Origin of the sequence: Parasphingorhabdus sp., from assembly GCF_041748495.1 — a bacterium.
Classification (GTDB): Bacteria; Pseudomonadota; Alphaproteobacteria; order Sphingomonadales; family Sphingomonadaceae; genus Parasphingorhabdus.
Genome location: NZ_JBGTDD010000055.1, coordinates 21,541 through 46,193, shown reverse-complemented (window position 1 = coordinate 46,193; position 24,653 = coordinate 21,541). Strand labels below are relative to the sequence as shown.

Annotated in this window: 25 protein-coding genes and 1 pseudogene; 15 read left to right on the top strand and 11 right to left on the bottom strand. The window is 57.9% G+C overall.

What is annotated here, in order from left to right; genetic code table 11:
* Positions 1 to 281, bottom strand: a pseudogene (locus ACEW8J_RS04460) (4-hydroxybutyrate--acetyl-CoA CoA transferase); the annotation flags it as partial.
* A gap of 195 nt (positions 282 to 476) precedes the next feature.
* On the opposite strand from ACEW8J_RS04460, the gene ACEW8J_RS04455 reads away from it, so the two are divergent.
* Entirely contained in the window at positions 477 to 1,076 is a 600-nt protein-coding gene (locus ACEW8J_RS04455) for an N-acetyltransferase family protein (protein ID WP_373490429.1), read from the top strand.
* Between the two features lie 12 nt (positions 1,077 to 1,088).
* Here the strand turns inward: ACEW8J_RS04455 and ACEW8J_RS04450 are convergent, their stop codons facing one another.
* The gene (locus ACEW8J_RS04450) at positions 1,089 to 1,727 is read right to left on the bottom strand and encodes a murein L,D-transpeptidase catalytic domain family protein (RefSeq protein WP_373490428.1); all 639 of its coding nucleotides are present in this window, start codon (positions 1,725 to 1,727) and stop codon (positions 1,089 to 1,091) included.
* An 87-nt stretch (positions 1,728 to 1,814) separates the two neighbouring features.
* Here ACEW8J_RS04450 and ACEW8J_RS04445 point away from each other — a divergent pair, with 87 nt between their 5' ends.
* The 5 genes from ACEW8J_RS04445 to ACEW8J_RS04425 all read left to right on the top strand — a co-directional run bounded on the left by ACEW8J_RS04445 (position 1,815) and on the right by ACEW8J_RS04425 (position 6,919).
* On the top strand, positions 1,815 to 2,972 hold the full coding sequence (locus tag ACEW8J_RS04445; protein ID WP_373490427.1) for a L,D-transpeptidase family protein: 1,158 nt from the start codon (positions 1,815 to 1,817) through the stop codon (positions 2,970 to 2,972).
* Between the two features lie 151 nt (positions 2,973 to 3,123).
* Positions 3,124 to 4,125, top strand: coding sequence for a magnesium chelatase ATPase subunit I (gene bchI / locus ACEW8J_RS04440; RefSeq protein WP_373490426.1), 1,002 nt, complete (start codon positions 3,124 to 3,126; stop codon positions 4,123 to 4,125).
* Entirely contained in the window at positions 4,122 to 5,825 is a 1,704-nt protein-coding gene (locus ACEW8J_RS04435; RefSeq protein ID WP_373490425.1) for a magnesium chelatase subunit D, read from the top strand. The genes bchI and ACEW8J_RS04435 overlap by 4 nt, the downstream gene beginning before the upstream one ends.
* The gene (bchO, locus tag ACEW8J_RS04430; RefSeq protein WP_373490424.1) at positions 5,822 to 6,718 is read left to right on the top strand and encodes an alpha/beta fold hydrolase BchO; all 897 of its coding nucleotides are present in this window, start codon (positions 5,822 to 5,824) and stop codon (positions 6,716 to 6,718) included. Before ACEW8J_RS04435 ends, bchO begins: the two co-directional genes overlap by 4 nt.
* 33 nt (positions 6,719 to 6,751) lie before the next feature.
* The gene (locus ACEW8J_RS04425) at positions 6,752 to 6,919 is read left to right on the top strand and encodes a hypothetical protein (RefSeq protein WP_373490423.1); all 168 of its coding nucleotides are present in this window, start codon (positions 6,752 to 6,754) and stop codon (positions 6,917 to 6,919) included.
* Between the two features lie 12 nt (positions 6,920 to 6,931).
* Here ACEW8J_RS04425 and ACEW8J_RS04420 read toward each other — a convergent pair whose 3' ends face one another.
* Together ACEW8J_RS04420 and crtD are read right to left on the bottom strand one after the other, a co-directional pair.
* Positions 6,932 to 7,894 (bottom strand): hydratase, encoded by a 963-nt coding sequence (locus ACEW8J_RS04420; protein WP_373490422.1) that lies wholly within the window; start codon positions 7,892 to 7,894, stop codon positions 6,932 to 6,934.
* Positions 7,825 to 9,372 (bottom strand): 1-hydroxycarotenoid 3,4-desaturase CrtD, encoded by a 1,548-nt coding sequence (gene crtD / locus ACEW8J_RS04415; protein WP_373490421.1) that lies wholly within the window; start codon positions 9,370 to 9,372, stop codon positions 7,825 to 7,827. The genes ACEW8J_RS04420 and crtD overlap by 70 nt, the downstream gene beginning before the upstream one ends.
* 75 nt (positions 9,373 to 9,447) lie before the next feature.
* Between crtD and ACEW8J_RS04410 the strand changes: the two genes are divergently transcribed.
* The 9 genes from ACEW8J_RS04410 (at position 9,448) to pufM (ending at position 18,020) form a co-directional block, all read left to right on the top strand.
* Positions 9,448 to 10,584, top strand: coding sequence for a methyltransferase (locus ACEW8J_RS04410; RefSeq protein WP_373490420.1), 1,137 nt, complete (start codon positions 9,448 to 9,450; stop codon positions 10,582 to 10,584).
* Between the two features lie 101 nt (positions 10,585 to 10,685).
* Positions 10,686 to 11,621, top strand: a complete 936-nt coding sequence (gene bchC / locus ACEW8J_RS04405) for a chlorophyll synthesis pathway protein BchC (RefSeq protein ID WP_373490419.1) — start codon at positions 10,686 to 10,688, stop codon at positions 11,619 to 11,621.
* A complete protein-coding gene (locus tag ACEW8J_RS04400) occupies positions 11,618 to 12,601 on the top strand; it encodes a chlorophyllide a reductase iron protein subunit X (RefSeq protein WP_373490418.1) in 984 nt (327 codons plus the stop codon). The genes bchC and ACEW8J_RS04400 overlap by 4 nt, the downstream gene beginning before the upstream one ends.
* 3 nt (positions 12,602 to 12,604) lie before the next feature.
* Complete coding sequence (gene bchY / locus ACEW8J_RS04395) at positions 12,605 to 14,137, top strand: chlorophyllide a reductase subunit Y (RefSeq protein WP_373490417.1); 1,533 nt, start codon at positions 12,605 to 12,607, stop codon at positions 14,135 to 14,137.
* A complete protein-coding gene (bchZ, locus tag ACEW8J_RS04390) occupies positions 14,134 to 15,579 on the top strand; it encodes a chlorophyllide a reductase subunit Z (protein WP_373490416.1) in 1,446 nt (481 codons plus the stop codon). The genes bchY and bchZ overlap by 4 nt, the downstream gene beginning before the upstream one ends.
* A gap of 136 nt (positions 15,580 to 15,715) precedes the next feature.
* Positions 15,716 to 15,946, top strand: coding sequence for a light-harvesting antenna LH1, beta subunit (gene pufB / locus ACEW8J_RS04385; RefSeq protein WP_373490415.1), 231 nt, complete (start codon positions 15,716 to 15,718; stop codon positions 15,944 to 15,946).
* A gap of 11 nt (positions 15,947 to 15,957) precedes the next feature.
* Positions 15,958 to 16,143 (top strand): light-harvesting antenna LH1, alpha subunit, encoded by a 186-nt coding sequence (pufA, locus tag ACEW8J_RS04380; RefSeq protein ID WP_373490414.1) that lies wholly within the window; start codon positions 15,958 to 15,960, stop codon positions 16,141 to 16,143.
* A 107-nt stretch (positions 16,144 to 16,250) separates the two neighbouring features.
* Positions 16,251 to 17,075, top strand: coding sequence for a photosynthetic reaction center subunit L (gene pufL / locus ACEW8J_RS04375; RefSeq protein WP_373490413.1), 825 nt, complete (start codon positions 16,251 to 16,253; stop codon positions 17,073 to 17,075).
* A 15-nt stretch (positions 17,076 to 17,090) separates the two neighbouring features.
* Positions 17,091 to 18,020 carry a photosynthetic reaction center subunit M gene (gene pufM, locus ACEW8J_RS04370; protein ID WP_373490412.1) on the top strand — a complete coding sequence of 310 codons (930 nt, stop codon included), beginning with the start codon at positions 17,091 to 17,093 and terminating at the stop codon, positions 18,018 to 18,020.
* Between the two features lie 100 nt (positions 18,021 to 18,120).
* On the opposite strand, the gene ACEW8J_RS04365 is transcribed toward pufM, so the two are convergent.
* The 7 genes from ACEW8J_RS04365 to ACEW8J_RS04335 all read right to left on the bottom strand — a co-directional run bounded on the left by ACEW8J_RS04365 (position 18,121) and on the right by ACEW8J_RS04335 (position 24,607).
* Positions 18,121 to 18,378: a hypothetical protein gene (locus tag ACEW8J_RS04365; protein ID WP_373490411.1), complete on the bottom strand. Its 258-nt coding sequence runs from the start codon at positions 18,376 to 18,378 to the stop codon at positions 18,121 to 18,123.
* Positions 18,379 to 18,386: 8 nt separating this feature from the next.
* On the bottom strand, positions 18,387 to 18,869 hold the full coding sequence (locus ACEW8J_RS04360) for a TspO/MBR family protein (protein WP_373490410.1): 483 nt from the start codon (positions 18,867 to 18,869) through the stop codon (positions 18,387 to 18,389).
* Positions 18,866 to 20,062 (bottom strand): geranylgeranyl diphosphate reductase, encoded by a 1,197-nt coding sequence (locus ACEW8J_RS04355; protein ID WP_373490409.1) that lies wholly within the window; start codon positions 20,060 to 20,062, stop codon positions 18,866 to 18,868. The genes ACEW8J_RS04360 and ACEW8J_RS04355 overlap by 4 nt, the downstream gene beginning before the upstream one ends.
* Entirely contained in the window at positions 20,059 to 21,387 is a 1,329-nt protein-coding gene (locus ACEW8J_RS04350) for a BCD family MFS transporter (RefSeq protein ID WP_373490408.1), read from the bottom strand. Before ACEW8J_RS04350 ends, ACEW8J_RS04355 begins: the two co-directional genes overlap by 4 nt.
* Positions 21,384 to 22,286 (bottom strand): chlorophyll synthase ChlG, encoded by a 903-nt coding sequence (gene chlG, locus ACEW8J_RS04345; protein ID WP_373490407.1) that lies wholly within the window; start codon positions 22,284 to 22,286, stop codon positions 21,384 to 21,386. Before chlG ends, ACEW8J_RS04350 begins: the two co-directional genes overlap by 4 nt.
* 91 nt (positions 22,287 to 22,377) lie before the next feature.
* Positions 22,378 to 23,802, bottom strand: coding sequence for a transcriptional regulator PpsR (ppsR, locus tag ACEW8J_RS04340; protein WP_373490406.1), 1,425 nt, complete (start codon positions 23,800 to 23,802; stop codon positions 22,378 to 22,380).
* Positions 23,803 to 23,818: 16 nt separating this feature from the next.
* Positions 23,819 to 24,607 carry a B12-binding domain-containing protein gene (locus ACEW8J_RS04335; protein WP_373490405.1) on the bottom strand — a complete coding sequence of 263 codons (789 nt, stop codon included), beginning with the start codon at positions 24,605 to 24,607 and terminating at the stop codon, positions 23,819 to 23,821.
* Between the last annotated feature and the right edge of the window lie 46 nt (positions 24,608 to 24,653).

The following is a 24,653-nucleotide window of genomic DNA, read 5'->3' as shown; positions in this document are numbered from 1 at the left end:
AGCAATTTCCGTTCAATCGAGCTTAGAAACATGCAACGCGGGCGGATCCGGCCAAGCAGATCGGGCCTCAACAGCGTGTCACCGGCGTGATCCATCGAATGAAAATACCACAGCTTGATATCGTCGACAGTCTCATTCTCTGCCATGTCCGCCAGCGCGCCGAGCAGCGCCGGCGGCTCTGCGGTTGCCATGCCCATGGCAATATCCGCTCCGGATTTCAATCCTCGCACCGCCTCTTCGGCAGTTCTGAGCCGCGAGCGATATTCGTCAATATGCGTCATTGCCAATGCCTCGGGTGGAAGAAAGAACGTGATGGAGACCGAACCACACACAGACCGGAATAAAGGTTCCGGAGTCAATAGGTAGCATTCTCAATCTCGGACCGGATATGTTGGTTTACGGATAGCGAAAGCGGCCGAAAGCCGGTTAGGCTCGTTTCAGCAAAGCCAATTCCAAGCGGCTTGAGAGGAACTGCGATGTCCGAATCCAAAGCACCCGTAACGCAACCCGCACCCGTCGAGCCGATCAGCCTGGACCATGCGGTGACTGTCAGTAAAAATATTCCGCTCACCACGCACAAGGGTTTTGAATTTCACGTTCGGCCCGTCGAGCGATCCGACAAGGACGCTCTTGGTGAGTTTTTTACCCATGTTTCGCAAGACGATTTGCGGTTTCGCTTTCTGTCACCGATCCCCGAGGTTCGGTCTTCCCTGCTGGATGATCTGGTAAACGTCGATCATCATCACAAAGAGGATTATCTCGCTTTTGATATTGATGGGAAAACCATTGTCGCCAGTGCGATGGTCGGGGCCAATGACGACAAGTCAGAAGCCGAAGTCGCCATCGTACTGCGCAGTGATTACAAGAATCGCGGGTTGAGCTGGACCTTTCTGAAATATGTTATTGAACAGGCCCGGCAAAGCGGCATCAAGAAACTTCAGTCGATCGAAAGCCGTCATCATCATGCTGCGATTCAGCTTGAACAGGAAATGGGGTTCTCCGCCCGATCCTTTCCCGGGGACTCCACGCTGTTGTTACTGGAATTTGACCTCAGGGCCAATCTTCCTGCAAGTTGATCCAGGTGCCTTTTACACCCTGTCCGCGTAGAGCAGGCGGCCCGGACCCAGTTGATCCAATATTATTTTCAGATCGCTCTCGGAAAAGGCGAAGCAGCCTTGGCTGCGACCAAGTTTTCCGTGCGTGCCAATCATTTCCGCGTCGGCATACCAGGCACCGTGAATCACGATCGCTCGAGCTTCAGCCATATCATTGCTGGGATCGAGGCCTTTCAACCGCCTGGATGTCCCATGTTTGCCAACATAGGTTTCAGAAATGACATAGCTTCCGCCCGAAGAGGCTTCGGATCCGGGAATATTGGAAAATTCCTGCAACCAGCCAGTATGTCGGAGATCGGAACCTTTGCCATGCGCCACCAGAAAGGACTGGCTGGTCCCATTGTTCAAATCGACAATATGGAAGCGCTCCTTTGCAGAATGTAGCGAATAGTCAGCGATTCCAATCCTGTCGGTGTGAAGTAATGATGACTGGTGGGTAGCCATCGCTGCCTTGGCGCGGTCGATCAGAGCAGTCGGACCGGGCAGGGGCGTCACTTTCGGACGAGCCGGTACCGGGAGTAGCTCGCTGCTCGCCTGTGACCGGGAACCCAAGCCATAGGCAGCGCCGGTGATGCCCAGCAGGCCTGCGGTGATAAAATTTCTTCTCTTCATTGGTCGTCCGTAACAGTTTTTCCCTGTACGCAGGATTAAGTAATAATACTGATTGTCGCGCCTGCCAATAGCCTGAAGAGGGATCGGATGAGATTATTTTTAGCGATATTGGGCGGGTTCATGCTCTCGGTTCCGGCTTCGGCGCAAATAGAAGGCACCAGAGACGATCATCTGATCTGGACCGAATCGCAAATTGCACAATTACAACAACTCGTGGATGCCCGCGCATCCGAGGGTCTGGGAAGTTGCTCCATTACCAATTTCAGTCAGCCCAATTCCGCTTCCGACCCTTATCGCCGGTCCCGGCTAGCTTCGGTTGCAGCCAATGAGCTGATGCGAGCCTATCTCGAAGGATGTGCTCCCGCCGCGGCCCGGAGCAAATGGCGGATCAGCAGCGATGATCGTCTTATCGACACGCAGCAATTGTTGCTGAAGGCATTGGTCCGCAATGATCTTGCCGCCTATTTTGACGCGTTGCGGCCACGCAATCCCCATTATCAGGCGCTGCGGGAGGCTTATGTTGCGGAAGCCGATGAAGTTAAACGGGCCACATTGGCAGTGAATATGGAACGGTGGCGCTGGATGCGGCTGGTCATGGGCGGAAAATATCTGCTGGTGAACGCGGCCAGTTTCGAGGTCACATTGTGGGAAAACGACCGCAAAATCCGGACCTGGCCGGTCATCGTCGGCAAGGCTAAATCCCCGACACCGGTTTTTGAAGCTACGGTGAGCGGTGTCATTCTGAACCCATGGTGGGAGATTCCGGCCTCCATCGCTGCCGAAGGTATTGGGGCAATGGTGCGCAACAGCCCGGCTGCGGCGCGGCGGAAAGGCTATGTCTATCAGAATGGTCGCTACCGCCAGCGTCCGGGGCCCGGCAATGCACTCGGCCAGATGAAACTGGTCATGCCAAACGCCTACAGTGTCTATTTGCATGACACGCCGAACAAGAATCTGTTTTCGGAGCCGGTGCGGACCTTCAGCCATGGCTGCATCCGGGTCGGCGGCGCGATCGATCTGGTCAAGACGTTGCTTGATGGCTCGGTCACCGCACTGCGGATTGACGATATTCTCGACAGTCGGCAAACCACCACATTATCGTTAAACAACTCCATCCCGGTCTATATCGCCTATTTCACCGCAGAGGGATCGGAGGAAGGCGGCGTGCGCTATTTCCCTGACATTTATAGCAGAGATGATCTGCAGCTGGCGCAACATGACCCTGCCACTGACTGTGCCGCCTAGGCCCGGCCGATGCCGGATGAACAAGGCGAGAACCCGGGCGCGTGCGACAAGGGCTAGCAGCGTCAATTGTGGATATCTGCTGCCTATCACCTGCACAAACTTCCTCGCCAACTCTGCTTGCAGCCGCCAAAGCTTGTGATAAGGTACTGCAATGAGCGGATTTCCCTTTAGCGCAATTGTCGGCCAAGAAGAGATGAAACTGGCGCTGCTGGTAGCAGCGGTGGATGCCCGCATCGGCGGGGTGATGATCTTTGGTGATCGCGGCACCGGCAAGTCGACCGCCGCACGCGCGCTGGCGGCAACGCTGCCACAGATCAGGGCCGTTGAAGGTTGCCGCTTTCATTGCGAACCTGAGCGACGCGAGGATTGTCCGGATTCGTGCACTGGCAAGCGCGTGCGCAAAATGTCCGTTCCGTTCGTTGACCTGCCGCTCGGTTCAACAGAGGACCGGGTGGTTGGTACGCTTGATCTGGAAAAGGCACTGGCCCGTGGCGAGAAACATTTCGAGCCAGGCCTGCTAGCCAAGGCGCATCGCGGCTTTCTCTATATTGACGAGATCAATCTGCTGGAAGACCATGTCGTCGATCTGCTACTTGATGTCGCGGCGTCAGGTGAAAATCTGGTCGAGCGGGATGGCCTGAGCATCAGGCATCCGGCGCGCTTCGTGCTGATCGGCAGCGGCAATCCGGAAGAGGGCGAGTTGCGACCGCAATTGCTCGACCGCTTTGGTCTGTCGGTCGAAGTGAGGACGCCGGACAATATTGACGAGCGCGTCGAGATCATGCGCCGCTGTGATGCACAGGAGCGCGATGCCGCAAAATTTGCGGCCAAGTGGAAAGGCGAGGACGCCAAGGTGCTGCGTCAGATCGATCGCGCGAAAAAAGCGCTGCCGACCGTCAGAACACCGGCAAAAATTCTCCGGGACACGGCGGCATTATGCAAAGCGGTCGGGGCGGACGGACTGCGCGGCGAATTGACCCTGATGCGCGGCGCGAGGGCTTTGGCGGCGCTGCACGGCGATTCGGTTGTCACTCTCGATCACCTGAAAGCCATGGCACCCTTGTCCCTGCGCCACCGACTGCGCCGCGATGTACTGGATGAAACCGGTTCGACGGTGCGGATCGAGAGGGCGTTGGAGGAGTTGTTCGGTTGAGCGACAAGAGCGAACCGGCGCTGATCGATTGTCTGCTCGCGGCGTGTCTTTTTGCACAGGATCCGGGAAGCTTTGGCGGTATATGTTTGCGCGGTTTCGGGCCATTGCGCGATGCCCTTGTTGAAAATCTGGTAGCAGTGCTGAGTCTTTCGCGATCGGTTCAGAAAATTCCCAATAATGTTGACGGCGAGCGCCTGCTTGGCGGAATTGATCTGGCAGCGACCTTGCAGGGCGGACGGTCTGTCTGGCGTCCCGGATTGCTCGAGACGGCCCAGAATGGCGTTATTCTGTTACCGATGGCCGAGCGGCTGGATGAAAATATCGCCGCCCATATTGCGCAGGCGATGGATATTGGTGCGCTCGCGCTCATTTTGCTCGACGACGGGATGGAGAGTGATGAAACACCGCCCGCGGTGCTGATGGAGCGTGTGGCGTTTCATTGTGACCTGACCGGTTTACGGAATCTTGAAGCCGTTGCGGACGAAGATTTGTCGCCCCGGATCAGTGCCGCTTCAGTCAAGCCGATCACCAGACAAATGCGCTCGTCCCTGGCGGCAACCGCTGCGGCATTTGGCATCCATTCGGTCCGGCCACTGCTGTTCGCAGAACGTTGCGCGGTCCGCCATACGCTCTTGGCCGGGCATGACAGGATTGCTGACGAAGATATGCAAGCGGCCGTGCGACTGGTGCTGGCACCGCGCGCGACCCAGTTCCCGCAACGGGAAGAATCAGCGCCTGCTGCGGACGAGGAATCCAAACCCTCGGACGAGGAGGCCCATGAGGACAAGGACCAGCAGAATATTCAGGACATCCCGCTGGAGGATCTGTTGCTGGAAGCCGCTGCGGCCTCCATTCCTCCCCATATTCTGGATCAGATCGAAGGCAGTGTCCGGAAGGGGGGCAAAGGCCAGGGAGGGCGTGCGGGAAGCAAGCAACAGTCAACCAAAAGGGGGCGTCCGAAAGGAACGCGGCCCGGTATTCCGGGAAATGGCAAAAGGCTGGCCCTGATCGACACGCTGCGGACCGCGGCACCGTGGCAGACGATCCGGCGTCACCAGAGCGACGATGCTGATCCGAAAAAGATCCATATCCGCAAGTCCGACTTGCGTGTCCATCATTATGAAGAGCGGCAGGAAAGCCTGACAATCTTCGCAGTCGATGCGTCAGGCTCCTCGGCTTTGTCCCGTTTGGCGGAAGCCAAGGGCGCGATCGAACTGATGCTCGCGGAAGCCTATATCAAGCGTTCTCAGGTCGCCCTTGTTGCGTTTCGGAAAGAAGCAGCGGAGATCCTGTTGCCGCCAACGCGATCGCTGACTCGGGCCCGGCGGGCGCTCAGCGCTTTGCCGGGCGGTGGTGGCACGCCTCTGGCGGCCGGACTGATCGCGGCCAGGCAATTGGCCGAAGCGGCGCGCAAGCGTGGTCAGACGCCGACCATTGCCATATTGACCGACGGCAAGGGCAATGTGATGCTGGATGGCACCGCCAACCGAAAGGGGGCTAATGAGGAAATGCTGGATGTAGCGAAGGGCATTGCGGCGCTTGGCCTGAACAGCATCGTCATCGACATTTCTCCGCGTCCACGTCCGGAGGCGGCAGAACTGGCGAGCGCGCTACGCGGCAAATATCTGCCTCTGCCCAGAGCGCAGAGCGCCGCGCTGGTGGAGGCGATCGAGAGCGTCGGCAAGGCGGCGATGGCATGAGCCGGCGCTATCCCGAATGGTCGATCGACGGTCGAGACTGGCCCAATCGGGAGGCGAGTCAGTTTGTCGAGGCGGATGGTTACCAATGGCATCTCCAGCGGATGGACCCCAAGAGCAAAGGCGCGCCGCTTTGTCTGCTGCTGCACGGAACCGGTGCCGCGACCCATAGCTGGCGGGGGCTGATGCCGCTGTTGGCGGCAGAATATGACGTGATTGCGGTGGATTTGCCGGGGCACGGATTTACCCGGCCAAATGCAGCAAGACAGGTTTCGCTGCCGAAAATGGCCGAGTCGATCGCGCTGTTGCTGGAAGAATTGGAAGCATATCCAGATCTCATCATTGGCCATTCGGCGGGTGCCGCCATTGGTCTCCAGCTGATCTTGGACAAGAGTTGGAAAAACCCGCTGGTTGGGTTGAACCCGGCGCTGCTGCCGTTCCCCGGGCTGGCCGCAAAGCTATTTCCGCAGCTGGCGAAGATGCTTTTTACCAATCCTTTTGTCTCGCGAATTTTTGCCCGCTGGGCTCGCTATCCCGGGGAAACCGGAAAATTCCTCCGCCGCTCCACCGGCTCACGGATCGATGCGTCGGGCCTGCATTATTATGAAAAGCTGTTCAGCCGGTCCGGCCATTGCGACGGAGCGATCCGGATGATGGCGAACTGGCGGCTGGAAGAGCTGCAACTCCGCCTCGCGGATGTAGAGGCGCCGGTATTGTTGGTGCATGGACAGAAAGACAGTGCGATTCCGCGGTCAGCGGTGCAGAAACCGGCCGAGTTGATCCCGCAATGCACGGTTGTCGACGTGAACAATCTCGGTCATCTCGCGCATGAGGAAGATCCGGAACAACTGGCCAGGCTGATTCTGAAATTTGCGAAAAAGCATGTGAAACGATAGGACCGGATCAGGCGGCGAGAAGGAGAACGATTCATGGAAACCGGTCCTTTTGACAATCTGGGATGGATAGAGATTATCTTTTCCGGCGCGGTAGCCTTGGGAATTGGCTTTTGGCAGCTTTGGTCTGTGAACAAGGAAATCGCCAAGGACAAAGAGAAGGCGGCGGCGAAATCGGTGAAACAGGAATCCGAAGAGGAGTGAAGCGATCCGCTCCTAGCGGCGGTTCAGAAAAATCGGCGTCGGAATATGAAAGGCTTTGGACAGCCGATCCGGTTCGCGCGGCATCTTGTAGGGAAGCATATTCTGGATCACCGGATTGACCAGCCGATTCAGTGAAATACTTTCCTGTACTGCGGTCACAGATTTACCAAAAAGACGCATTCTTAGCGCTGAGCGTGCATAAAAAGGCGAATCTTCCCAAGTCTTGATCACCGAAGCATGACCGCGATCCGCGCGGGCCTGCCTTTTCATGCCCCACCATGTGGGTGGCAAGGGGGCAACCAGCGGCAGCTCTTCTTCCTGCGGTTTTCCCGAAGCATCGAAGCGCAAGGCGCTGGCAAAATGGCTGCCGTCGCGCCGGATGCCTTCGTAAGTCACCGCTACATCGCGCCCGCAATGTGCCCGGGACCAGTGCCAGCTCTTGAAGCCATGTTCGATCGGTTCGCTGCCATGATTACCGTCGAGATAGCCGCTGCCCGACCAGGAGACATCCGGTTGTTCCATGCGCACCTCGATCCGCGCGCGCGGTGCGATGGTGTGCCAGTGATGCTTGCCCGCCGGATCGAGTTTGAAGCTTTTGTCGTTGAGTATTTCGGGATACAGGATGATCTGCCCTTTCACCCGCCGCCGCCAGGGAATGCCGAGGCGGATGTCGCGCTCCTCGATATCGATGATCAACCGGTCCTTGTCCCAGCGCATCGCGCTGGGGCCGATGGTCAGGGCATCCTCCTGCTGATGCGTGTCCTGTACGCCGCGCTCGGTCATCACCCAGCGTGCGCCGCGTTTGCCGTAGAGGGCGACATTGAGGCAGCTATGATCGAGTGGAATGTCTCGGCCCGAAATCCTGTAATAAGGCGAGAACACGCTGCCGATGAAGCCAATAATCGTCAGCCCGTAGCTTTCGTCATCGCTGAGCGCATCGACATACCACCAGCGATAGCCCTGCGGTGGAACCACGGTGTCGAAGCGCGGTCGGACAGGACGGCTTCGCTCGCCAACTGCCCCGACAAGGCGGCCATCGGTACGCCCGCGCCCGGATGGGTCGCTCCGCCCGCGCAATAGAGCCCATGGATCCGTGTCCGGCTCCCGGGCCGGAGGAAGGATGCCGCCCATCCGTGCGAGGCCCGACCATAAAGCGCTCCGCCGGTCGCCGGGAAGAGTGTCGAGAAATCGTTGGGCGTGACCAGTCGGTGCGGAAAATCCGTCTCCATCTCCAGCCCGCAATGTTCCAGCGTTCTCAGCATGTTCGCCGTGCATTTTGCTTTCTCCTCGGATGTATATTCATGACTGTCGCCGTTGGCCGGCGCGTTGACGATGATCTGCAACCGTTGGGCTCCACCCGGCCCGGCGTCGCCCAGCTTGCAGACATAGGCGGTCGGTTGCGCGGGCGGCTTGCCGGCTTTGATATCGGCGAATTCTGCCGGATAATCGGACGAAAAAAATATATTGTGGTGATCAAGGTCAAATCCGCCTGTTCCGGTTTTTGCCAGCCAGACCAGGGCGGACAGCGATCTTTTGTCAGCCGGCATTGCATTTGCTGCCTGGCTGGCTTCGACGCCGAACAGGCCGGAGCCGAGCGCGGCAGGATCGGCGTTGCAGATCACCGACGCCGCTTCGATCCATTCGCCGGATTCCAGCCGCACGCCAGTCGCCCGGCCTTTCGACACGGCGATTTTGGTGACGCGACAATCATAGCGGAAACGGGCGCCATTTTTTCGGGCAACATTTTCCAGCGCCTGAGCGAGTGCAGTCATCCCGCCCCTGATCTTCCAGACGCCTTGCGACTCGACATGGGCGATCAGCATCAGTGTCGCCGGGGTTTGAAAGGGAGAGGAGCCGCAATAAGTTGTGTAGCGACCAAATAATTGTCGCAGTCGCGGATCTTCGAAATGCTCGCCGAGCACTTTCCAGAGGCTTTCATAAGGCCGGATCGCGATCAGGTCGTCGACTCGCCAAAGTCCGATCCGCCACATCAGGGGCAGGGGCCAGCTGATCTTGCTGTTGCGCAGCATCGACCGGTCGAGGATTTTGTAGATCCGTTCGGCCTCGGCGGAAAAGCTGCGATATCCGGCAGCGGCTTTCGCACCGGCAAATTGGCCGATCGCATCCTCGCTTTTTTCTGGATCGGCAAACAGGTCGAGCCGTTCGCCCCGGCTCCAGGCATGGCGTGCAAGCGTGTCAGCGCGTTCCAGTTCGAGATGGTCGTCGCTGCAGCTACCCGCCGCTTCAAATATGCCGTCAATGACATCGCGCATCGTAAAGACGGTGGGGCCGGCGTCGACCGCTGCCCCGTCGACATCGAGTTGCCGGATCTTGCCGCCGGGTGACTTTTCCTTTTCCAGAACTGTCACCGGAACCCCGCGCGCCGAGAGCAAGGCAGCGCTGACCAGACCGCCAACGCCCGCACCGATAATGATGGTTTCGTGTTTCTCCACTTATGCTCCGGTCGCTTTGCAACAGTTTCAGTTTGACGGAAAACTATCAGAAGTCCATTCAAATAGACATAATATATGTCCAGATATAAAGACGATATCCCTTCCCGGCTCAGCTGGAAGACGCGCTGGGTGCTTCGGCGTAACCGGATATTGGGTAGCGCCGCGTTCCAGACCTGGGCGGCGCGAACGCCGGTTTTCCGGACGATCGCGCGGCGCAAGGCCGCACAACAGTTCGATCTGATTGCGGGCTTTGTCTATACCCAGATCGTCTATGTCTATGTGCAGACGGGTCTGATAGGATTTTTGCGGAACAGCCTCCGCAGCGCCGACGAACTAGCGCATTTTGCCAAACTGAGTCCGGCCGCCATGGACCGAATTCTGCGTGCCGGTACTGCCCTGGCGATTGTCGAAGCGCCGCAGCCGGGCCTGTGGACATTGGGCGAAACCGGTGCGGCGCTGTCGGCCAACGACGGGGCGATGGCGATGATCCGTCATCATCAAACGCTTTACCGCGATATGGCCGATCCGATGGCCTTGCTCGGGCAGCAGGGAGGCGTGAATAGCGGTTTATCACAATTCTGGACCTATGCCGCGCCGAGCGATTCCGGCAGCCAGAACAGTCAGCCTTATTCAGAGCTGATGGCCGCAACCCAGCCGATGATATGGCAGCAGATTCTGCCGAAATATGATTTCAGGCGCCATCGCAAGATGCTCGATATCGGGGGAGGCAGCGGTGCCTTCGCGGAGGCTGTCGCTGCGTATGCACCGCATCTGGAACTCGCCATATTCGATTTGCCGGAAGTTGCGCCTCTTGCGGAATCCAGATTTGCGGGAACCGAATCGGGTCAGCGAGTCCGAATCCACCGGGGCAGTTTCAAGCAGGATGCCATCCCTCCCGGCCATGATCTGATCACGCTCGTTCGCATCCTGCACGATCATGATGACGCGGTTGCGAGCGCGCTGCTGGCAAAGATTCATGCAGCGCTTGCCGAGGGCGGGCGGCTGTTGATCGTTGAACCGATGGCCGAAACGAGAGGAGCGCAAGCCATGGGCGGGGCCTATTTCGGCCTCTATCTGTGGGCGATGGGGTCTGGTCGTCCGCGGTCCGAGCAGGAAAATATCCAGATGCTTGAGAACGCGGATTTTTCAGACGTCCGAGTGATAAAAACAGATCTTCCGATCATAGCGAAAGCCCTTGTCGCCACCAAATGACATAAAAAGTGTCCAATATAATTGACATTAGAGAATGTTTAAGTAGTTTGACACTCATCGGAGTCCCTAACTTGATAGAGGGATCCGGGAGGAGGGACGACTTGCACACTTCAGCGATCATATTGGATGCTCCAGGCAACCTTTCGCTTCGCAGGACTGCCCTCAACCCCCTGGAATCCGGTGATGTTCAGGTAGAAATTCAATATAGCGGCATCAGCACGGGAACGGAGAAACTTCTGTGGACCGGCCAGATGCCCGACTTTCCAGGCATGGGCTATCCGCTGGTTCCCGGTTACGAGTCGGTCGGCCGGATCGTTGATGCCGGGGCTGACTCGCAAGGCCGTGTCGGCGAATGGGTGTTTGTTCCCGGTGCCAGTTGCTATCGCGATGCCCGCGGCCTGTTCGGCGGATCGGCGAGGACCGTGATCGTCGCTTCGGCGCGCGCTTTGCCAATTGCGGAGAAGCTTGCCGAAGAAGGTATATTATATGCACTCGCAGCAACGGCGCTCCATGCCATCGGCAATGGCGATGCGCCCGAACTGATCATTGGCCATGGTGTGCTGGGTCGCCTGATCGCCCGTCTGACCATCGCCTCGGGTGCGCCCGCGCCGCTGGTCTGGGACACCAACCGGACCCGTCAGGCCGGCGGGGCAGGTTATTCGGTCATCCATCCCGATGATGATGACCGTCATGATTATAAAATAATCTGCGACGTCAGCGGTGATGCCGGTTCGATCGAGACTTTCATTGCCCGGCTCGCCAAGGGCGGCGAGCTGGTGCTGGCCGGTTTCTATAACCAGCCAATCAGCTTTGCCTTTCCGCCAGCCTTTCAGCGCGAAGCCCGGCTGCGCATTGCGGCGGAATGGCAGCCGCGCGACCTGGCTTCGATCAACACGCTGATCGAGAGCGAATCGCTCGACCTGTCCGGCTTGATCACAAGCATCGAGCCAGCCGGCAATGCCCAAACGGCCTACCCCGAAGCCTTTGAAAATCCTGACTGCCTGAAAATGGTGCTCGACTGGAGAGATTGCGAATGACCATGCTAGATGTTGATATCCTGCGCGAAGAAGCTTCCATTGAACCCGACCCGGTTCACAGCGGTGAGGTGAAGAAGGAAACGCAGGTCATCGCCATTTATGGCAAGGGTGGCTCGGGCAAGAGCTTCGCTTTGTCCAACCTGAGCTACATGATGGCGCAGCAAGGCAAGCGCGTGCTGCTGATCGGTTGCGATCCCAAGTCCGATACGACGTCCTTGCTGTTCGGCGGCAAAAGCTGTCCGACGATCATCGAAACCTCGTCAGCGAAGAAGCTTGCGGGCGAGGAGGTCTCGATCGAGGATGTCTGTTTCCAGCGCGACGGTGTGTTCGCGATGGAACTGGGCGGCCCCGAAGTTGGTCGCGGATGCGGCGGACGCGGCATCATTCACGGATTTGAATTGCTCGAGAAACTCGGTTTTCATGACTGGGGTTTCGACTATGTGTTGCTCGACTTCCTCGGCGATGTCGTCTGCGGCGGTTTCGGCCTGCCGATTGCGCGGGACATGTGCCAGAAGGTGATCGTTGTCGGATCGAACGATCTGCAATCGCTCTATGTCGCCAACAATGTCTGCAAGGCGGTTGAATATTTCCGCAAGATGGGCGGCAATGTCGGTGTGGCCGGCATGATCATCAACAAGGATGATGGCTCGGGCGAAGCCCAGGCCTTTGCCAAGGCGGTCGATATTCCGGTGCTAACGGCCATCCCGGCGAATGATGACATCCGCAAGAAGTCAGCCAATTACCAGATTATCGGTACGCCGGAAAGCGAATGGGCCAGCCTGTTCGAGGAGCTGGCGATCAATGTCGCGGAGGCGCCGCCCAAGCAGCCGAAGCCGCTGGAGCAGGACGGCCTGCTGGGGCTTTTCTCGCCTGACGTAACCGGCGGCAACATCCAGCTGGTTCCGGCGACACAGGCGGATATGCGCGGCGGCACCTATGAGCAGAAGCCGTCGCTCGAAGTAATTTACGACGAGGTTTGATGCATGTCTGAAATCACCACTCCAGCCAAGCGCACCCCAGACCGGATTGATCTTGCTCCGGCGTCCGAGGGCAGCGGTTGTCACGGCGGTGCAGACACCATGCGGGAAGCGGCGAAGAAGGCCGGCAAGTCGGAAATACTGGACCAATATGAAAAAGATTATCCGATGGGTCCGCATGATCAGCCGCAGTCGATGTGCCCGGCCTTTGGATCGCTGCGCGTGGGTCTCAGGATGCGGCGAACCGCGACGATCCTGTCGGGTTCGGCCTGTTGCGTCTACGGCCTGACCTTCACGTCGCATTTCTACGGTGCGCGGCGCAGCGTCGGCTATGTTCCGTTCAGTTCGGAAACCCTGGTCACCGGCAAGCTTTTCGAAGATATCAAGGAAGCCGTCGAACTGATGGCCGATCCCGAAAAATATGACACGATCATCGTCACCAATCTGTGCGTGCCAACGGCCAGCGGCGTGCCGCTTCGCCTGCTGCCGGACTCGATCAACGGGGTCCGTATCGTCGGGATCGATGTCCCCGGTTTTGGCGTGCCGACCCATGCCGAAGCGAAGGACGTCCTGGCTGGTGCAATGCTGAAATATGCGCGCGAAGAGGCCGAGCAGGGACCGGTTGCCGCGCCATCGGAAGTGGCGCAGAAACCATCGGTAACGCTGCTCGGGGAAATGTTCCCGGCGGATCCGGTCGGCATTGGTCATATGCTCGAGCCGCTCGGCCTTGCTGCAGGACCGGTGGTCCCGACGCGGGAGTGGCGGGAACTCTATTCGGCGCTTGATGGTGCGGTGATTGCCGCGATCCACCCATTCTACACGGCCTCTGTCCGGGAATTTGAAGCGGCCGGGCGCAAGGTCATTGGATCGGCGCCGGTCGGACGCGACGGCACGGCGGCCTGGTTGCAGGCGATCGGCGAGGCAACCGGCGCCAGCTCCAGTCAGATTTCCGAAGCGCATAACGCCTTTCTTCCGGCGATTACCGGCGCGCTCGCAGCGATGCCGGTCAAGGGGCGGATCACCGTTTCCGGCTATGAAGGCTCTGAACTGCTGGTGGCGCGGCTGTTGATCGAAAGCGGCGCGGAAGTGCCCTATGTCGGCACGGCCTGTCCCAGAACAAAATGGTCGGATCCGGATCGGGAATGGCTTGAAGCCAAGGGTGTCCGGGTCAATTACCGTGCCAGTCTGGAAGAAGATATTGCAGCGGTCGAGGAGTTTGGTCCGGACCTTGCCATCGGGACAACACCGGTCGTCCAGCACGCCAAGGCGAAGGCGATTCCCGCGCTCTATTTCACCAACCTGATCTCGGCGCGGCCGCTGATGGGCCCAGCCGGAGCGGGCAGTCTGGCGCAGGTGGTCAATGCCGCAATGGCGAACAAGGAACGGTTCGACCGGATGAAGGAATTTTTCAAGGGCGTCGGGGAAGGCTATAGTTCCGGCATCTGGGAGGATATTCCGACCGATCGGCCAAAGTTCAAAGCCAAATATGCTGCGCAAAATGCGGCGGCGGCAAAAGCGGCGGAGGCGATTGGTTCATGACCCTGATCCTCGATCATGACCGGGCTGGCGGATATTGGGGTGCGGTCTATGCGTTCACCGCGATCAAGGGGCTGCAGGTCATCATTGATGGGCCGGTCGGCTGCGAAAACCTGCCCGTAACGTCGGTCCTGCATTATACAGACGGGCTGCCACCGCACGAGCTGCCGATCGTGGTCACCGGCCTCGGCGAGGAAGAGCTCGGCAAGACCGGCACCGAAGGCGCGATGCGCCGGGCCTGGCAATCGCTGGACCCGGACCTGCCGGCCGTGGTGGTCACCGGTTCGATTGCCGAAATGATCGGCGGCGGCGTGACGCCCGAAGGCACCAATATCAAACGCTTCCTGCCGCGCACGATTGATGAAGATCAGTGGCAATCCGAAGACCGGGCGCTGTCCTGGCTGTGGACCGAATTCGGGCCCAAGAAAATGCCCAAGCCGAAGGTACTCCAGGAAGGCGACAAGCCGAAAATCAATATCATCGGGCCATCCTATGGCATGTTCAACATGCCATCCGATGTCGCCGAGATCCGGCGGCTGATCGAAGGCATGGGCGCAGAAGTGAATATGGTCTTCCCGCTGGGCAGCCATCTTGCCGATATCCGGCAGCTGGCCAACGCATCGGTAAATGTCTGCATGTACCGCGAATTTGGCCGCAATCTTTGCGAGCTGCTCGAGCGGCCTTATCTGCAGGCACCGATCGGACTGGAATCGACGACGAAATTCCTCCGCCAGCTGGGCGAAATGACCGGACTCGATCCCGAGCCGTTCATCGAAAAGGAAAAACACACGACGATCAAGCCGCTGTGGGACCTGTGGCGCTCGGTAACCCAGGATTTCTTCGGCACCGCCAATTTCGGCATTGTCGCCAGCGAGACCTATGCGCGCGGTATCAGCAATTTTCTGGAAAACGACATGGGCTTGCCCTGTGCCTTCGCGATCAGCCGCAGCGCCGGAACCAAGACCGACAACCAGACGATCAAGACCATGATTGCCGACAGCCCGCCCTTCGTGGTGTTCGGCAGCTATAATGAACGCATGTACATGGCCGAGTCCGGCGCGCGCGGCATGTTCATTCCCGCATCCTTCCCGGGCGCCGCGATCCGGCGCCATACCGGCACGCCCTATATGGGCTATTCCGGGGCCACCTATCTGGTGCAGGAAGTCTGCAACGCCCTGTTTGATGCGCTGTTCCATATCCTGCCCTTGTCCACCCAGATGGATGCCGGCCTGGCGACGCCGTCGCGCAAGGATGTGCCGATCAGCTGGGATCTGGACGCCAAGGCCAAGCTGGATGCGATCGTCGAGTCGCAGCCTGTGCTCGTCCGCATTTCCGCTGCCAAGAGACTACGTGATGCCGCCGAGCGCAGCGCCCGGCTGGCAGGAGAGGATGTTGTTTCGGCCGACCGATTGGCGGCGACTATGCTTCAAGGGGAACTGGCATGACATGCTTAAATATCCCCAGATATTCGCTGGACCAATGTCCGGCGTCCGCAACCTTAACGGCAATGGGTGTCGTCAAGGCAATACCCGTGGGGGACGCTTTATGCGGCTTCCGGGGGGCTAAACTGGAGAAGAAAATATGAACGAGAGGGACGACCGTTTAGGTCCGGGGGCATATCTGACCCCAGAGGAAGCCAAGGAGTTTCACAAAATCTTTGTGAGCAGCTTCATCGGATTCACCGTCATCGCAATCATTGCGCATGTGCTGGTGTGGATGTGGAGGCCCTGGTTGCCAGGAGTCAATGGCTACGCAATGTTGAATGATACGGTTGAAGTTGCGCAAGCAACCATAACCGCATTCTTGGTATAGGGAGAGTTGATATGTGGAGACTTTGGTTAATATTTGATCCGCGCAGGACCCTGGTTGCTTTGGCAATCTTCCTGTTTGTGCTGGCTCTTCTGATTCATTTCATCCTGTTGAGCACCGACCGCTTCAACTGGATTGAAGGCCCGGGAGCAGGACCGGCAGCTACGGCTGCGATCGAGCAGTCCGAACGACTGACCTGAGCCCTAGCCCCCTTGGAGGACACGGTGCCCAGGCATCGTGTCTCCCACCGGGGATGATCTGAAGAGTCACATTTTTGGCGCCCGCCAGGGTGGCAGAGGAATTTGCTATGTCGCTGTTAAGCTTTGAGAGAAAATATCGTGTCCGTGGGGGGACGCTTATCGGCGGAGATCTGTTCGACTTCTGGATAGGGCCCTTTTATGTCGGCTTTTTCGGGGTATTGTCGGCGATATTCGCAATATTGGGCACGGCGCTGATCATGTACGCGGCATCGCTTGGCCCGACATGGAATCCGTGGCTCATATCGATCAATCCTCCTGACGTCAGTTATGGATTGAGCCTGGCTCCGCTCAAGGAAGGCGGCTTCTGGCAGATCATCACGATATGCGCGACCGGGGCCTTCATCACCTGGGCGTTGCGCGAAGTCGAGATATGCCGAAAACTCGGCATGGGCTATCACGTTCCGATCGCCTTTGGTGTCGCCATTCTGGCCTATGTGACTCTGGTGATATTTCGCCCGTTTTTGCTGGGTGCCTGGGGCTATGGCTTCCCCTATGGCATTTTCAGCCACCTCGACTGGGTATCCAATACCGGATATCAATATGTCAATTTTCATTATAATCCGGCGCATATGATTGCGGTGTCGTTCTTCTTCACCACGACCTTTGCCCTCGCGCTGCACGGCGCGCTGATCCTTTCGGCGGTCAATCCGAAGAAAGGCGAAACAGTCAAAACGCCGGAATATGAAGACACGTTTTTCCGCGACTTTATCGGTTACTCGGTTGGCACCATCGGTATCCACCGCCTTGGTTTGTTCCTGGCGTTGAACGCCGGTTTCTGGAGCGCGGTCTGCATTATCATTGCCGGACCGCTATACGCAGAAGGCTGGCCGGAATGGTGGGAATGGTGGCGCAACATTCCGATTTGGTCTTAAGGGGAGGATAGTTAGATGGCACGATATCAGAATATCTTTACGCAAGTGCAACTGGCTCATGCCCCGGAAATGGGCATAGCATTATCGCCCGGAGAAGCCGGCGACCGGACCACGAGTACGACTTTCAGCTACTGGATGGGTAAATTTGGCCAGGCTCAGATTGGCCCGATCTATCTCGGGTGGCTGGGGACTGCCTCGCTGCTCTTCGGTTTCCTGGCAATCGAGATTATCGGCCTGAACATGCTCGCCTCGGTGAACTGGGATCCGGTGGAATTTGTGCGCCAGTTCTTCTGGCTCACCCTCGATCCGCCATCGACAGAATATGGTTTCTCACCCTTTGTGCCGCTCCAGGAAGGGGGATGGTGGATATTGGCAGGCTTTTTCCTGACCACATCCATTCTGCTTTGGTGGGTCCGTACTTATCGTCGGGCCAGGGCGCTGGGCATGGGCACGCATGTGTCATGGGCCTTTCTGAGCGCGATCTGGCTCTATCTGGTGCTCGGCTTCATCCGCCCGTTCTTCATGGATGAGTGGGCCCAGGCCGTTCCGTTCGGGATCTTCTCTCATCTCGAATGGACCAACAATTTCTCGCTGACCTATGGCAATCTTTTCTACAATCCGTTCCACGCGCTCTCGATCGTATTTCTCTATGGCTCGGCCTTGCTGTTCGCGATGCACGGCGCGACGATCCTGGCGGTCGGGCGTTATGGCGGCGAACGGGAACTGGAACAGATTACCGACCGCGGGACGGCGTCCGAGCGGGCAGCCCTGTTCTGGAGATGGACCATGGGCTTCAACGCGACGATGGAATCGATCCATCGCTGGGCCTGGTGGTTCGCGGTCCTTTGCCCGCTCACGGGCGGCATCGGCATCCTGCTGACCGGTACGGTTGTCGACAATTGGTATCTCTGGGCCATCGATCATCATTACGCGCCCGAATATTGATAGCGTCTGTCTTGAGGGGAATATGACCCCCTGAACAGAAAAGCCCGGCGTGACTGCCGGGCTTTTTCGTGCCTGCGCGTGGTAGCAATGGAAGAGGGGACTAGTCTTTCTGCAGCATTTTGCGGCGGCGCAGGTCGTAGAGATGAACGGGAAAGGCAAGCGTGAGCGGAATGGCGATCATTGGCCAGTCTTCACCGGTTAGCGCAGCGCGCAGAGCTATCATCATCAGCACAGCGGGCAAGATCATAGCTGTTATATCAGGCCAACATCCGCCGCGAAATCTGAGCCAGAGCGCTTCGGCGACCAACACGGCCAGTACGACATCCACCGCATGCCCGCTGGCAAAAAACTCCCTCATTCCGGATCTTATCCAAAGGGGCCGTTGAGCGCAACAATCTGATAATTGAGCATCCCGGCGATCGATACCCAGATCAGATAGGGAATCAGCAGCAGCGATGCGATTTTTGAAAAACGGCCGCAAAACACGATCAGCGCCAGAATCGAAAGCCAGAGCGCGATCAATTCGTAAAAGGCCAGGTCCGGACGCTCCATACGAAAGAAGATGAAGCTCCAGCTGAGATTGAGAAAGCCGTTGAGGGCAAACAGGCCGAGCATGATTTCCGCCGTGCGCCGTGTCGGTGCCTTTTGCCAGCCGAGGAAACCGGCCAGCGCGATCAATGCGAAGATCGATGTCCAGATGATCCCGAACATATAGTCAGGAGGCGCCCAGTCAGGCTGTTCCAGCGCATAATACCAGCTGTCGAGAACCGTGATCGTGCCCCCCACCATTGCCGTTATCAGAGCGAGCGTTGCGGCTACGATAATCGGAAATAGGGCGGCTCGGTTCATCTCTCTACGGCTTTCAATCCAAATAAGTGACCAAGGTCCTTGAAGAATATCTTCAGATGCGCCAGCGGATCACGCTTGACCAGTTCTTTGTTCATATAGGCTTCCCAAGTCAAGCGCTGGACATCGGGATCGTCGCACATTTTAACAAATCGTTCGCGGCGCTTGTCATTCTTGTACCAGAAATATTGCATGATCCCGAGGATCCAGAAGACCCGGCCGTGGGCCTTCATGAAAGTCTTGCGGGCTGTTTTGAGTGCCCTGGCATCGCCAGTTACGAGAAACAGATTCACCGCCTGCGCGCTCATCCGGCCGGCGGTCATGGCATAAAAAATACCTTCGCCCGATGACGGAGCGACGACACCCGCTGCATCGCCTGCCACGACAACGTTGCGGCCATTGTCCCAGCGTTTCAGGGGTTTGAGCGGGATTGGTGCGCCTTCCTTGCGCAGGGTTTCCCAATCGGACATCCCTGTTTGCTCGCGCATCAATTTTGTCGTCTCGCGCAGCGGGAATCCCTTGTTGGCGCTTCCCAGGCCGATGCTGGCAGTTTTGCCATGGGGAAAAATCCAGGCATAGAAATCAGGCGACAGATGACCCTGATAATAGACATCGCAGCGGTCCTCGACATAATCCGCCGTGAAATTTTCGGGCACTTTCACAATCTCGTGATAGGCGAAAACACATGGGACGCGTTCGGCATTGGGGAGGCATTTTTGTGCTACGCGGGAACGGGCACCATCGGCGCCGATGACGGCGCGGGCGGTGACGGACTGAAGCTCGCCATCGCGATCGCTGCGGAAGGAAACGGTGGCGATCCCTTGCGGATCCGTGGTCACGTCTTCACATTTTCCGGTCATCCGCAATGCGCCGGAACCAGCAGCCCGGACGCGCAACCATTCATCAAACTGGTCCCGATCGACCATGCCGACAAAGCCATCTCCGACCGGCATCGTTACCTTTTTGTTGGAAGGCGCAATGATTCGGGCCGAATGGGCAAAGGCGACCAGTAACGACTGGGGGATATCAAAATCCTTCAACAGTCGCGGAGGGACAGCACCGCCGCAGGGCTTGACCCGTCCGGCCTTGTCCAACAACATCACCTTATGGCCTTGCTGGGCCAGGTCATTGGCCGCGGTTGCTCCGGACGGACCACCGCCAACGACCACGACATCAAATTCAGCTATCTGATTCACGCTTCCAATCCTTCCGTTTGTTTATGGAGCCGGGTCATAGTGGTCCCGGTTGCGACCAATGCGGCGATAATGAACATGATGGCCTCCACCGCGAACACGATCTGGAACGCGACCGTGTCTTCACCCAACAGACTGCGAAGCCGATCGACAATGATCGCACCTGCCAATCCGCCAAGACCGAAGGCGATCGCTTGTGATGCGCCCCAGACACCCATGCGCGCGCCTTCCCCTGAAACTGTGCCTTTGCTGGCCAAGCCAAGCATGGCGCCGACCGCGGCCACCGCGAACACCCCGTTGGCAACGCCCAGGCCAAAGACATTTGCCCGGATCGGCCAGTTCATGCCAGCGGTTGCGGCCACCGACAGGCCAGCCAGCATGATTGCCGACCCGACGCAGCCAATCACGATCCAGAGTTTGACATTCTGTCCGAACCGCCTTGCATAGAGACTGCCGCCGACGCCGGACAACAACATGCCCACCAGGATGCCGCTATGCTGGATCCCGGCGAGTTGAGTCGATTCCCCTGGCGTCATGGCAAACAGAAATCCGGCAAAGGGTTCCATGATCAGATCCTGCATCGAATAAGCGAGCATCGAGATGAATACGAAATAGGTGAAGCGACGGGCTTCCTTGTCCTGCCAGATTTCCCTAAGGACGGTTTTGAAATCAACCCGGGATTCGGGCTTCCGCTTCAGCTCGACAGCGGGAAAGCGATCTTCCAGACCGCGCAAAGCCAGCATAGCCAGAAGGAATGCGATCAGGGCGACCATGCTGCACACGATCGCCAGTCGCGCTTCTGAAAAGGGATCAAGATAGGCACCGGAAATAACGGCAGCCACAACGATACCCGCGACCATCATCGTCCAGCTGATGGCCGCTGCCGCAGGCTTTCTCTCGACCGATACCCGCGACGCCAGCAGCGCCAGCAGGGCGGTTCCCGATATACCCACCCCGAACCCGATCATGGTGAAGGCGAGTATGGCCAAGAGAAAGGCAAAAGTCCCCGGGTCGGCCATCAGGATCACCGCGTCCACGGCCAGGATCGCACCCAATGCCAACAGGCCCATGCCGGCTACGATCCATGGCGTACGGCGCGGCGACCGGTCAGAGCTGTGCCCCCATAAGGGCCGGCTGAGTTGCACGGCATAATGCCAGGCGACCAGTGCGGCCGGGATGGCCGCGGCAAGGCTATATTCCACCACCATCACGCGGTTGAGCAGAGAAGTGGCGAGCATCACCACTGCGCCGATGGCGGCCTGCACCGTACCGAGCCGGAAAATGCCGAACCACGATATTCCCGTATCAGGCGCCAGAACGTTGGTCACACATATCCTCCCAGACCCAGCGCCGCTGCCAGCATGCCAAACACGTAGAGCGACACGCCGGTGGCATTATACCAGGGGGCGTATCGCGCCGGATTCCGGACCAGCCGCACCATCAAGACCAACTGGATGGCCGTGAACACAGCGACGACCGCAGCGGACAAGGTGAGGTCGTCCGTCATGAGCAACGCAACCACCGCCAGCTGCGCTCCGGCCATGACGGTACAGGCGAGCAGCGCTGCCGGCTTGACGCCCAAGGTCACCGGTAGTGAGCGCAAGCCGGTCGCTCTATCGCCCTCGACCGCCTTGAAATCGTTCAATGTCATGATGCCATGCGCACCAACGCTGTAGAGAAGAAGCACGATAATGATATTGGTATCGGGCAGACCACCGATCATCACGCTGGCGCCGGTAAACCATGACAGGCCTTCATAGCTGAGCGCGCAGACCATCGGACCGATCCAGCCACTGCGCTTGAAGCGAAAGGGCGGCGAACTATAGGCCCAGCCAAAAAACAGCGCGACGCAGGTTGCGAGAAACACCCAATAGCCCAGTGCCGCGGCAACGGCGAGCGATATGACTGAGCCGGCCAGTGCTATGACGATCGGCCAGCGACCCGGAACACGACCGGAGGGTATCGGCCGGTTGGGTTCATTAATGGCATCGACATCGCGATCGCACCAGTCGTTGATGACCTGGCTGGTTCCACAAACCAGGGGGCCGGTGAGGGCGATGCCGACGACCAGAAAAACCCAATTGTCCGGTATCGAAATGCCCGAGGATACGACGCCGCACATGAACGCCCACATCGGTGGAAACCAGGTGACGGGCTTGGACAGCTCGACAACATCCTTCGCCGCTGGCCAGCGCGCCGTTTTTGGAGAGATCACCGAGTCTGACATGGCTGACAGGCTATGCTGTACCGGCAATAGTGTCAAATTAATTGGACATTAAAAATGTCTAAAATCAGCAAGGCCTCGGCGCGGGCAAAACCTAGTGGGTAGGGCCCTTGCCGGTCAGATTGCCCAAGCCGTGCCGGTGCAATTTGGAATAGAGACTTTGCCGGCTCAAGCCCAAAATCTCCGCAGCCGAAGCGCGATTGTCGGAGGTGTGAACCAGCGCCGCTTCGATGCACATGCGCTCGATCAGATCGGTGCTTTCGCGGACGATATCTTTCAGCGGCTTGCGGCCCACCAGTTCGGTCAACTGGTCGACGCTGCGCGGTCCATCGGCAATGGCCCGCGGCAAATCCCGTTCCCGACGACCGACGCTACGAATGGAATATCCATATAGGGGTTTGTCCCGTTCGATCTTGATCGCCGAAATTTCGACCGGCTCTTCGCCGCCGCTCAGATCATTGACCACCGAACTGAAATTGCGAACATTCTGATGATCCCTGAGTTGCTTTTTCAGCAGGCCCAGATCGACTTCCGGCCGGCCAACGAAGCGGTACAGCGATTGACCCAGAATCTGTTCCACCGAGGATGTCTGGACCAGTTCGGCAAATGCCTTGTTGGCGACAATGATATCCTGCTTGTCGTCGGTCAGCACGAAGGCATCGGGCATCTGCTCGACCGCATCCAGGACATATTGATCGGATGATTTGGCTGGCACATCATGGGTACCGTCATCAATATTGAGCAGCAGATATTGTTTTCCAGACTGCCGGAATGGTGACGCGGAAATTTTTACCGTGCCGGTGCGATCATTCAGCCGGGTGGTGAAGGGTTCGGTCGCGCCGTTCACCGCCGCTGCTCCGAAATAGGCGATCAACCCATCATGATCCGCTTCGTGGACAAGCGCCAGGACATCTTTCTTGTCCAGCGACCCCGGGGCCGCGCCCATGAGATTGTGACACGCCCGATTGGCTTGCTGGATCAGCCTGCTTTCCGATTCAGCGATCAAAACCGGGTAGGAAATATTGTCAAACAGCAAGCGGTAGCGCGTTTCCGTCTGTCTCAGATTGAGATAATCCCGCTCCATGGATTGCTGTGTTTTGAGCAGCCGTTGCTGCAGAATAGCGATCGTTCGCAGGTCGCGACCGATGGCCAGGGTAAATCCATTATTGCCCGGTTTGATCACTTGATAGCGGACAGGAATTTCGCCGTCTTCGTCGGGGTGATTGACCTGTCGCCATTCAAGGCGGGCGTCTCTGTCCCGGGCCAGCATCTGTTCAATCTTGCTGACGCTGTCCGGACCGACGGTTTCCGACCATTTCTGGCCGATCCATTGATATACAAAGCTATGATCGGCTGCATTGACCGCCGCGTCGACTATGATTCCGTGGGCATCAATGGCCAGCATGAAGTCACCCGACGCATAGGCGAGTTCTATCACATCGTCTTTGGAAAAGCCGTCAAAGATCGCATCAGCGTCGCCAAAGGGAATCTGATGATCAGCTGGTTTCAGGATATTCATTGGCGTTCGTCATATGCTATATCAAACTTTCAAAAATATTGGCTTTCAGCGGAACCAGTGTCTCGGCCAATTTTACCGCAGAGGGCGCATCGGCAGCTGTTGCATCGGCTCCACATTCCTCAATCAAACCCGGATCATCATTGATCACGCGACCACCCATCATTATCCGCGTTCCCGGATTGCTGGAAACAGACCTGATCGCACTGACCAAGCTGGACAAATGGGCCTTAGGGCAATCCAAACTGACGGTCAATCCGATGAGATCATAGTGCCGGTCTGCAAATTTTCCGATCAGCTCCGACTGGCTCGGTTCGATCAGGATGTCGGCATCCCAACCCGCGCGGTAAAAACATTCGGCGATCATCAGGGTACCAAAACTATGCTGTTCGCCGGGCATGGTGGAAAATAATGCGGATCGCTGTCCGAAGCCAGCGACGGCGGGCGGCGGAATACGCAAGGTCAGTTCGCGCAGAATTTCCTGGATCCGCCAAAGTCCCATCGTGACATCGACGAAATCCCGCTCATCCGACTCCCAATATTCCCCGAGCCGGCGCGCAGTCGGTGCCAGCAGATCGACATATATCGAATCCACGGAACTGCCGTTGGCGAGACATCTGTCGACAAAATCCAGAAGTTCACGGGCGTCGCTGCGGGTAGAGAGCTGGGAGAATTCCTCGACGTCTTGTGCAGTGATCGCACGAGAGTTTTGGGAGGAGTTTTCGGGAGACCGTTGTTGCTCAACGAGCCGGTAGCCAGGTTCCGGTCGATCTGCGATCAGCTTGGGTATGACCAAATTCTGTATCAAGAGAGATAATTCGTAACCGGCATTGTCCAGCCCATCCTTTTCAGGA

Bases quoted from the DNA above. Each gene is read 5' to 3' on its own strand.
- ACEW8J_RS04455 (WP_373490429.1), top strand. From the start codon at position 477: ATGTCCGAATCCAAAGCACCCGTAACGCAACCCGCACCCGTCGAGCCG.
- ACEW8J_RS04450 (WP_373490428.1), bottom strand. From the start codon at position 1,727: ATGAAGAGAAGAAATTTTATCACCGCAGGCCTGCTGGGCATCACCGGC.
- ACEW8J_RS04445 (WP_373490427.1), top strand. From the start codon at position 1,815: ATGAGATTATTTTTAGCGATATTGGGCGGGTTCATGCTCTCGGTTCCG.
- bchI (WP_373490426.1), top strand. From the start codon at position 3,124: ATGAGCGGATTTCCCTTTAGCGCAATTGTCGGCCAAGAAGAGATGAAA.
- bchO (WP_373490424.1), top strand. From the start codon at position 5,822: ATGAGCCGGCGCTATCCCGAATGGTCGATCGACGGTCGAGACTGGCCC.
- ACEW8J_RS04425 (WP_373490423.1), top strand. From the start codon at position 6,752: ATGGAAACCGGTCCTTTTGACAATCTGGGATGGATAGAGATTATCTTT.
- ACEW8J_RS04410 (WP_373490420.1), top strand. From the start codon at position 9,448: ATGTCCAGATATAAAGACGATATCCCTTCCCGGCTCAGCTGGAAGACG.
- ACEW8J_RS04400 (WP_373490418.1), top strand. From the start codon at position 11,618: ATGACCATGCTAGATGTTGATATCCTGCGCGAAGAAGCTTCCATTGAA.
- bchY (WP_373490417.1), top strand. From the start codon at position 12,605: ATGTCTGAAATCACCACTCCAGCCAAGCGCACCCCAGACCGGATTGAT.
- bchZ (WP_373490416.1), top strand. From the start codon at position 14,134: ATGACCCTGATCCTCGATCATGACCGGGCTGGCGGATATTGGGGTGCG.
- pufB (WP_373490415.1), top strand. From the start codon at position 15,716: ATGAACGAGAGGGACGACCGTTTAGGTCCGGGGGCATATCTGACCCCA.
- pufA (WP_373490414.1), top strand. From the start codon at position 15,958: ATGTGGAGACTTTGGTTAATATTTGATCCGCGCAGGACCCTGGTTGCT.
- pufL (WP_373490413.1), top strand. From the start codon at position 16,251: ATGTCGCTGTTAAGCTTTGAGAGAAAATATCGTGTCCGTGGGGGGACG.
- pufM (WP_373490412.1), top strand. From the start codon at position 17,091: ATGGCACGATATCAGAATATCTTTACGCAAGTGCAACTGGCTCATGCC.
- ACEW8J_RS04365 (WP_373490411.1), bottom strand. From the start codon at position 18,378: ATGAGGGAGTTTTTTGCCAGCGGGCATGCGGTGGATGTCGTACTGGCC.
- ACEW8J_RS04360 (WP_373490410.1), bottom strand. From the start codon at position 18,869: ATGAACCGAGCCGCCCTATTTCCGATTATCGTAGCCGCAACGCTCGCT.
- chlG (WP_373490407.1), bottom strand. From the start codon at position 22,286: ATGTCAGACTCGGTGATCTCTCCAAAAACGGCGCGCTGGCCAGCGGCG.
- ppsR (WP_373490406.1), bottom strand. From the start codon at position 23,802: ATGAATATCCTGAAACCAGCTGATCATCAGATTCCCTTTGGCGACGCT.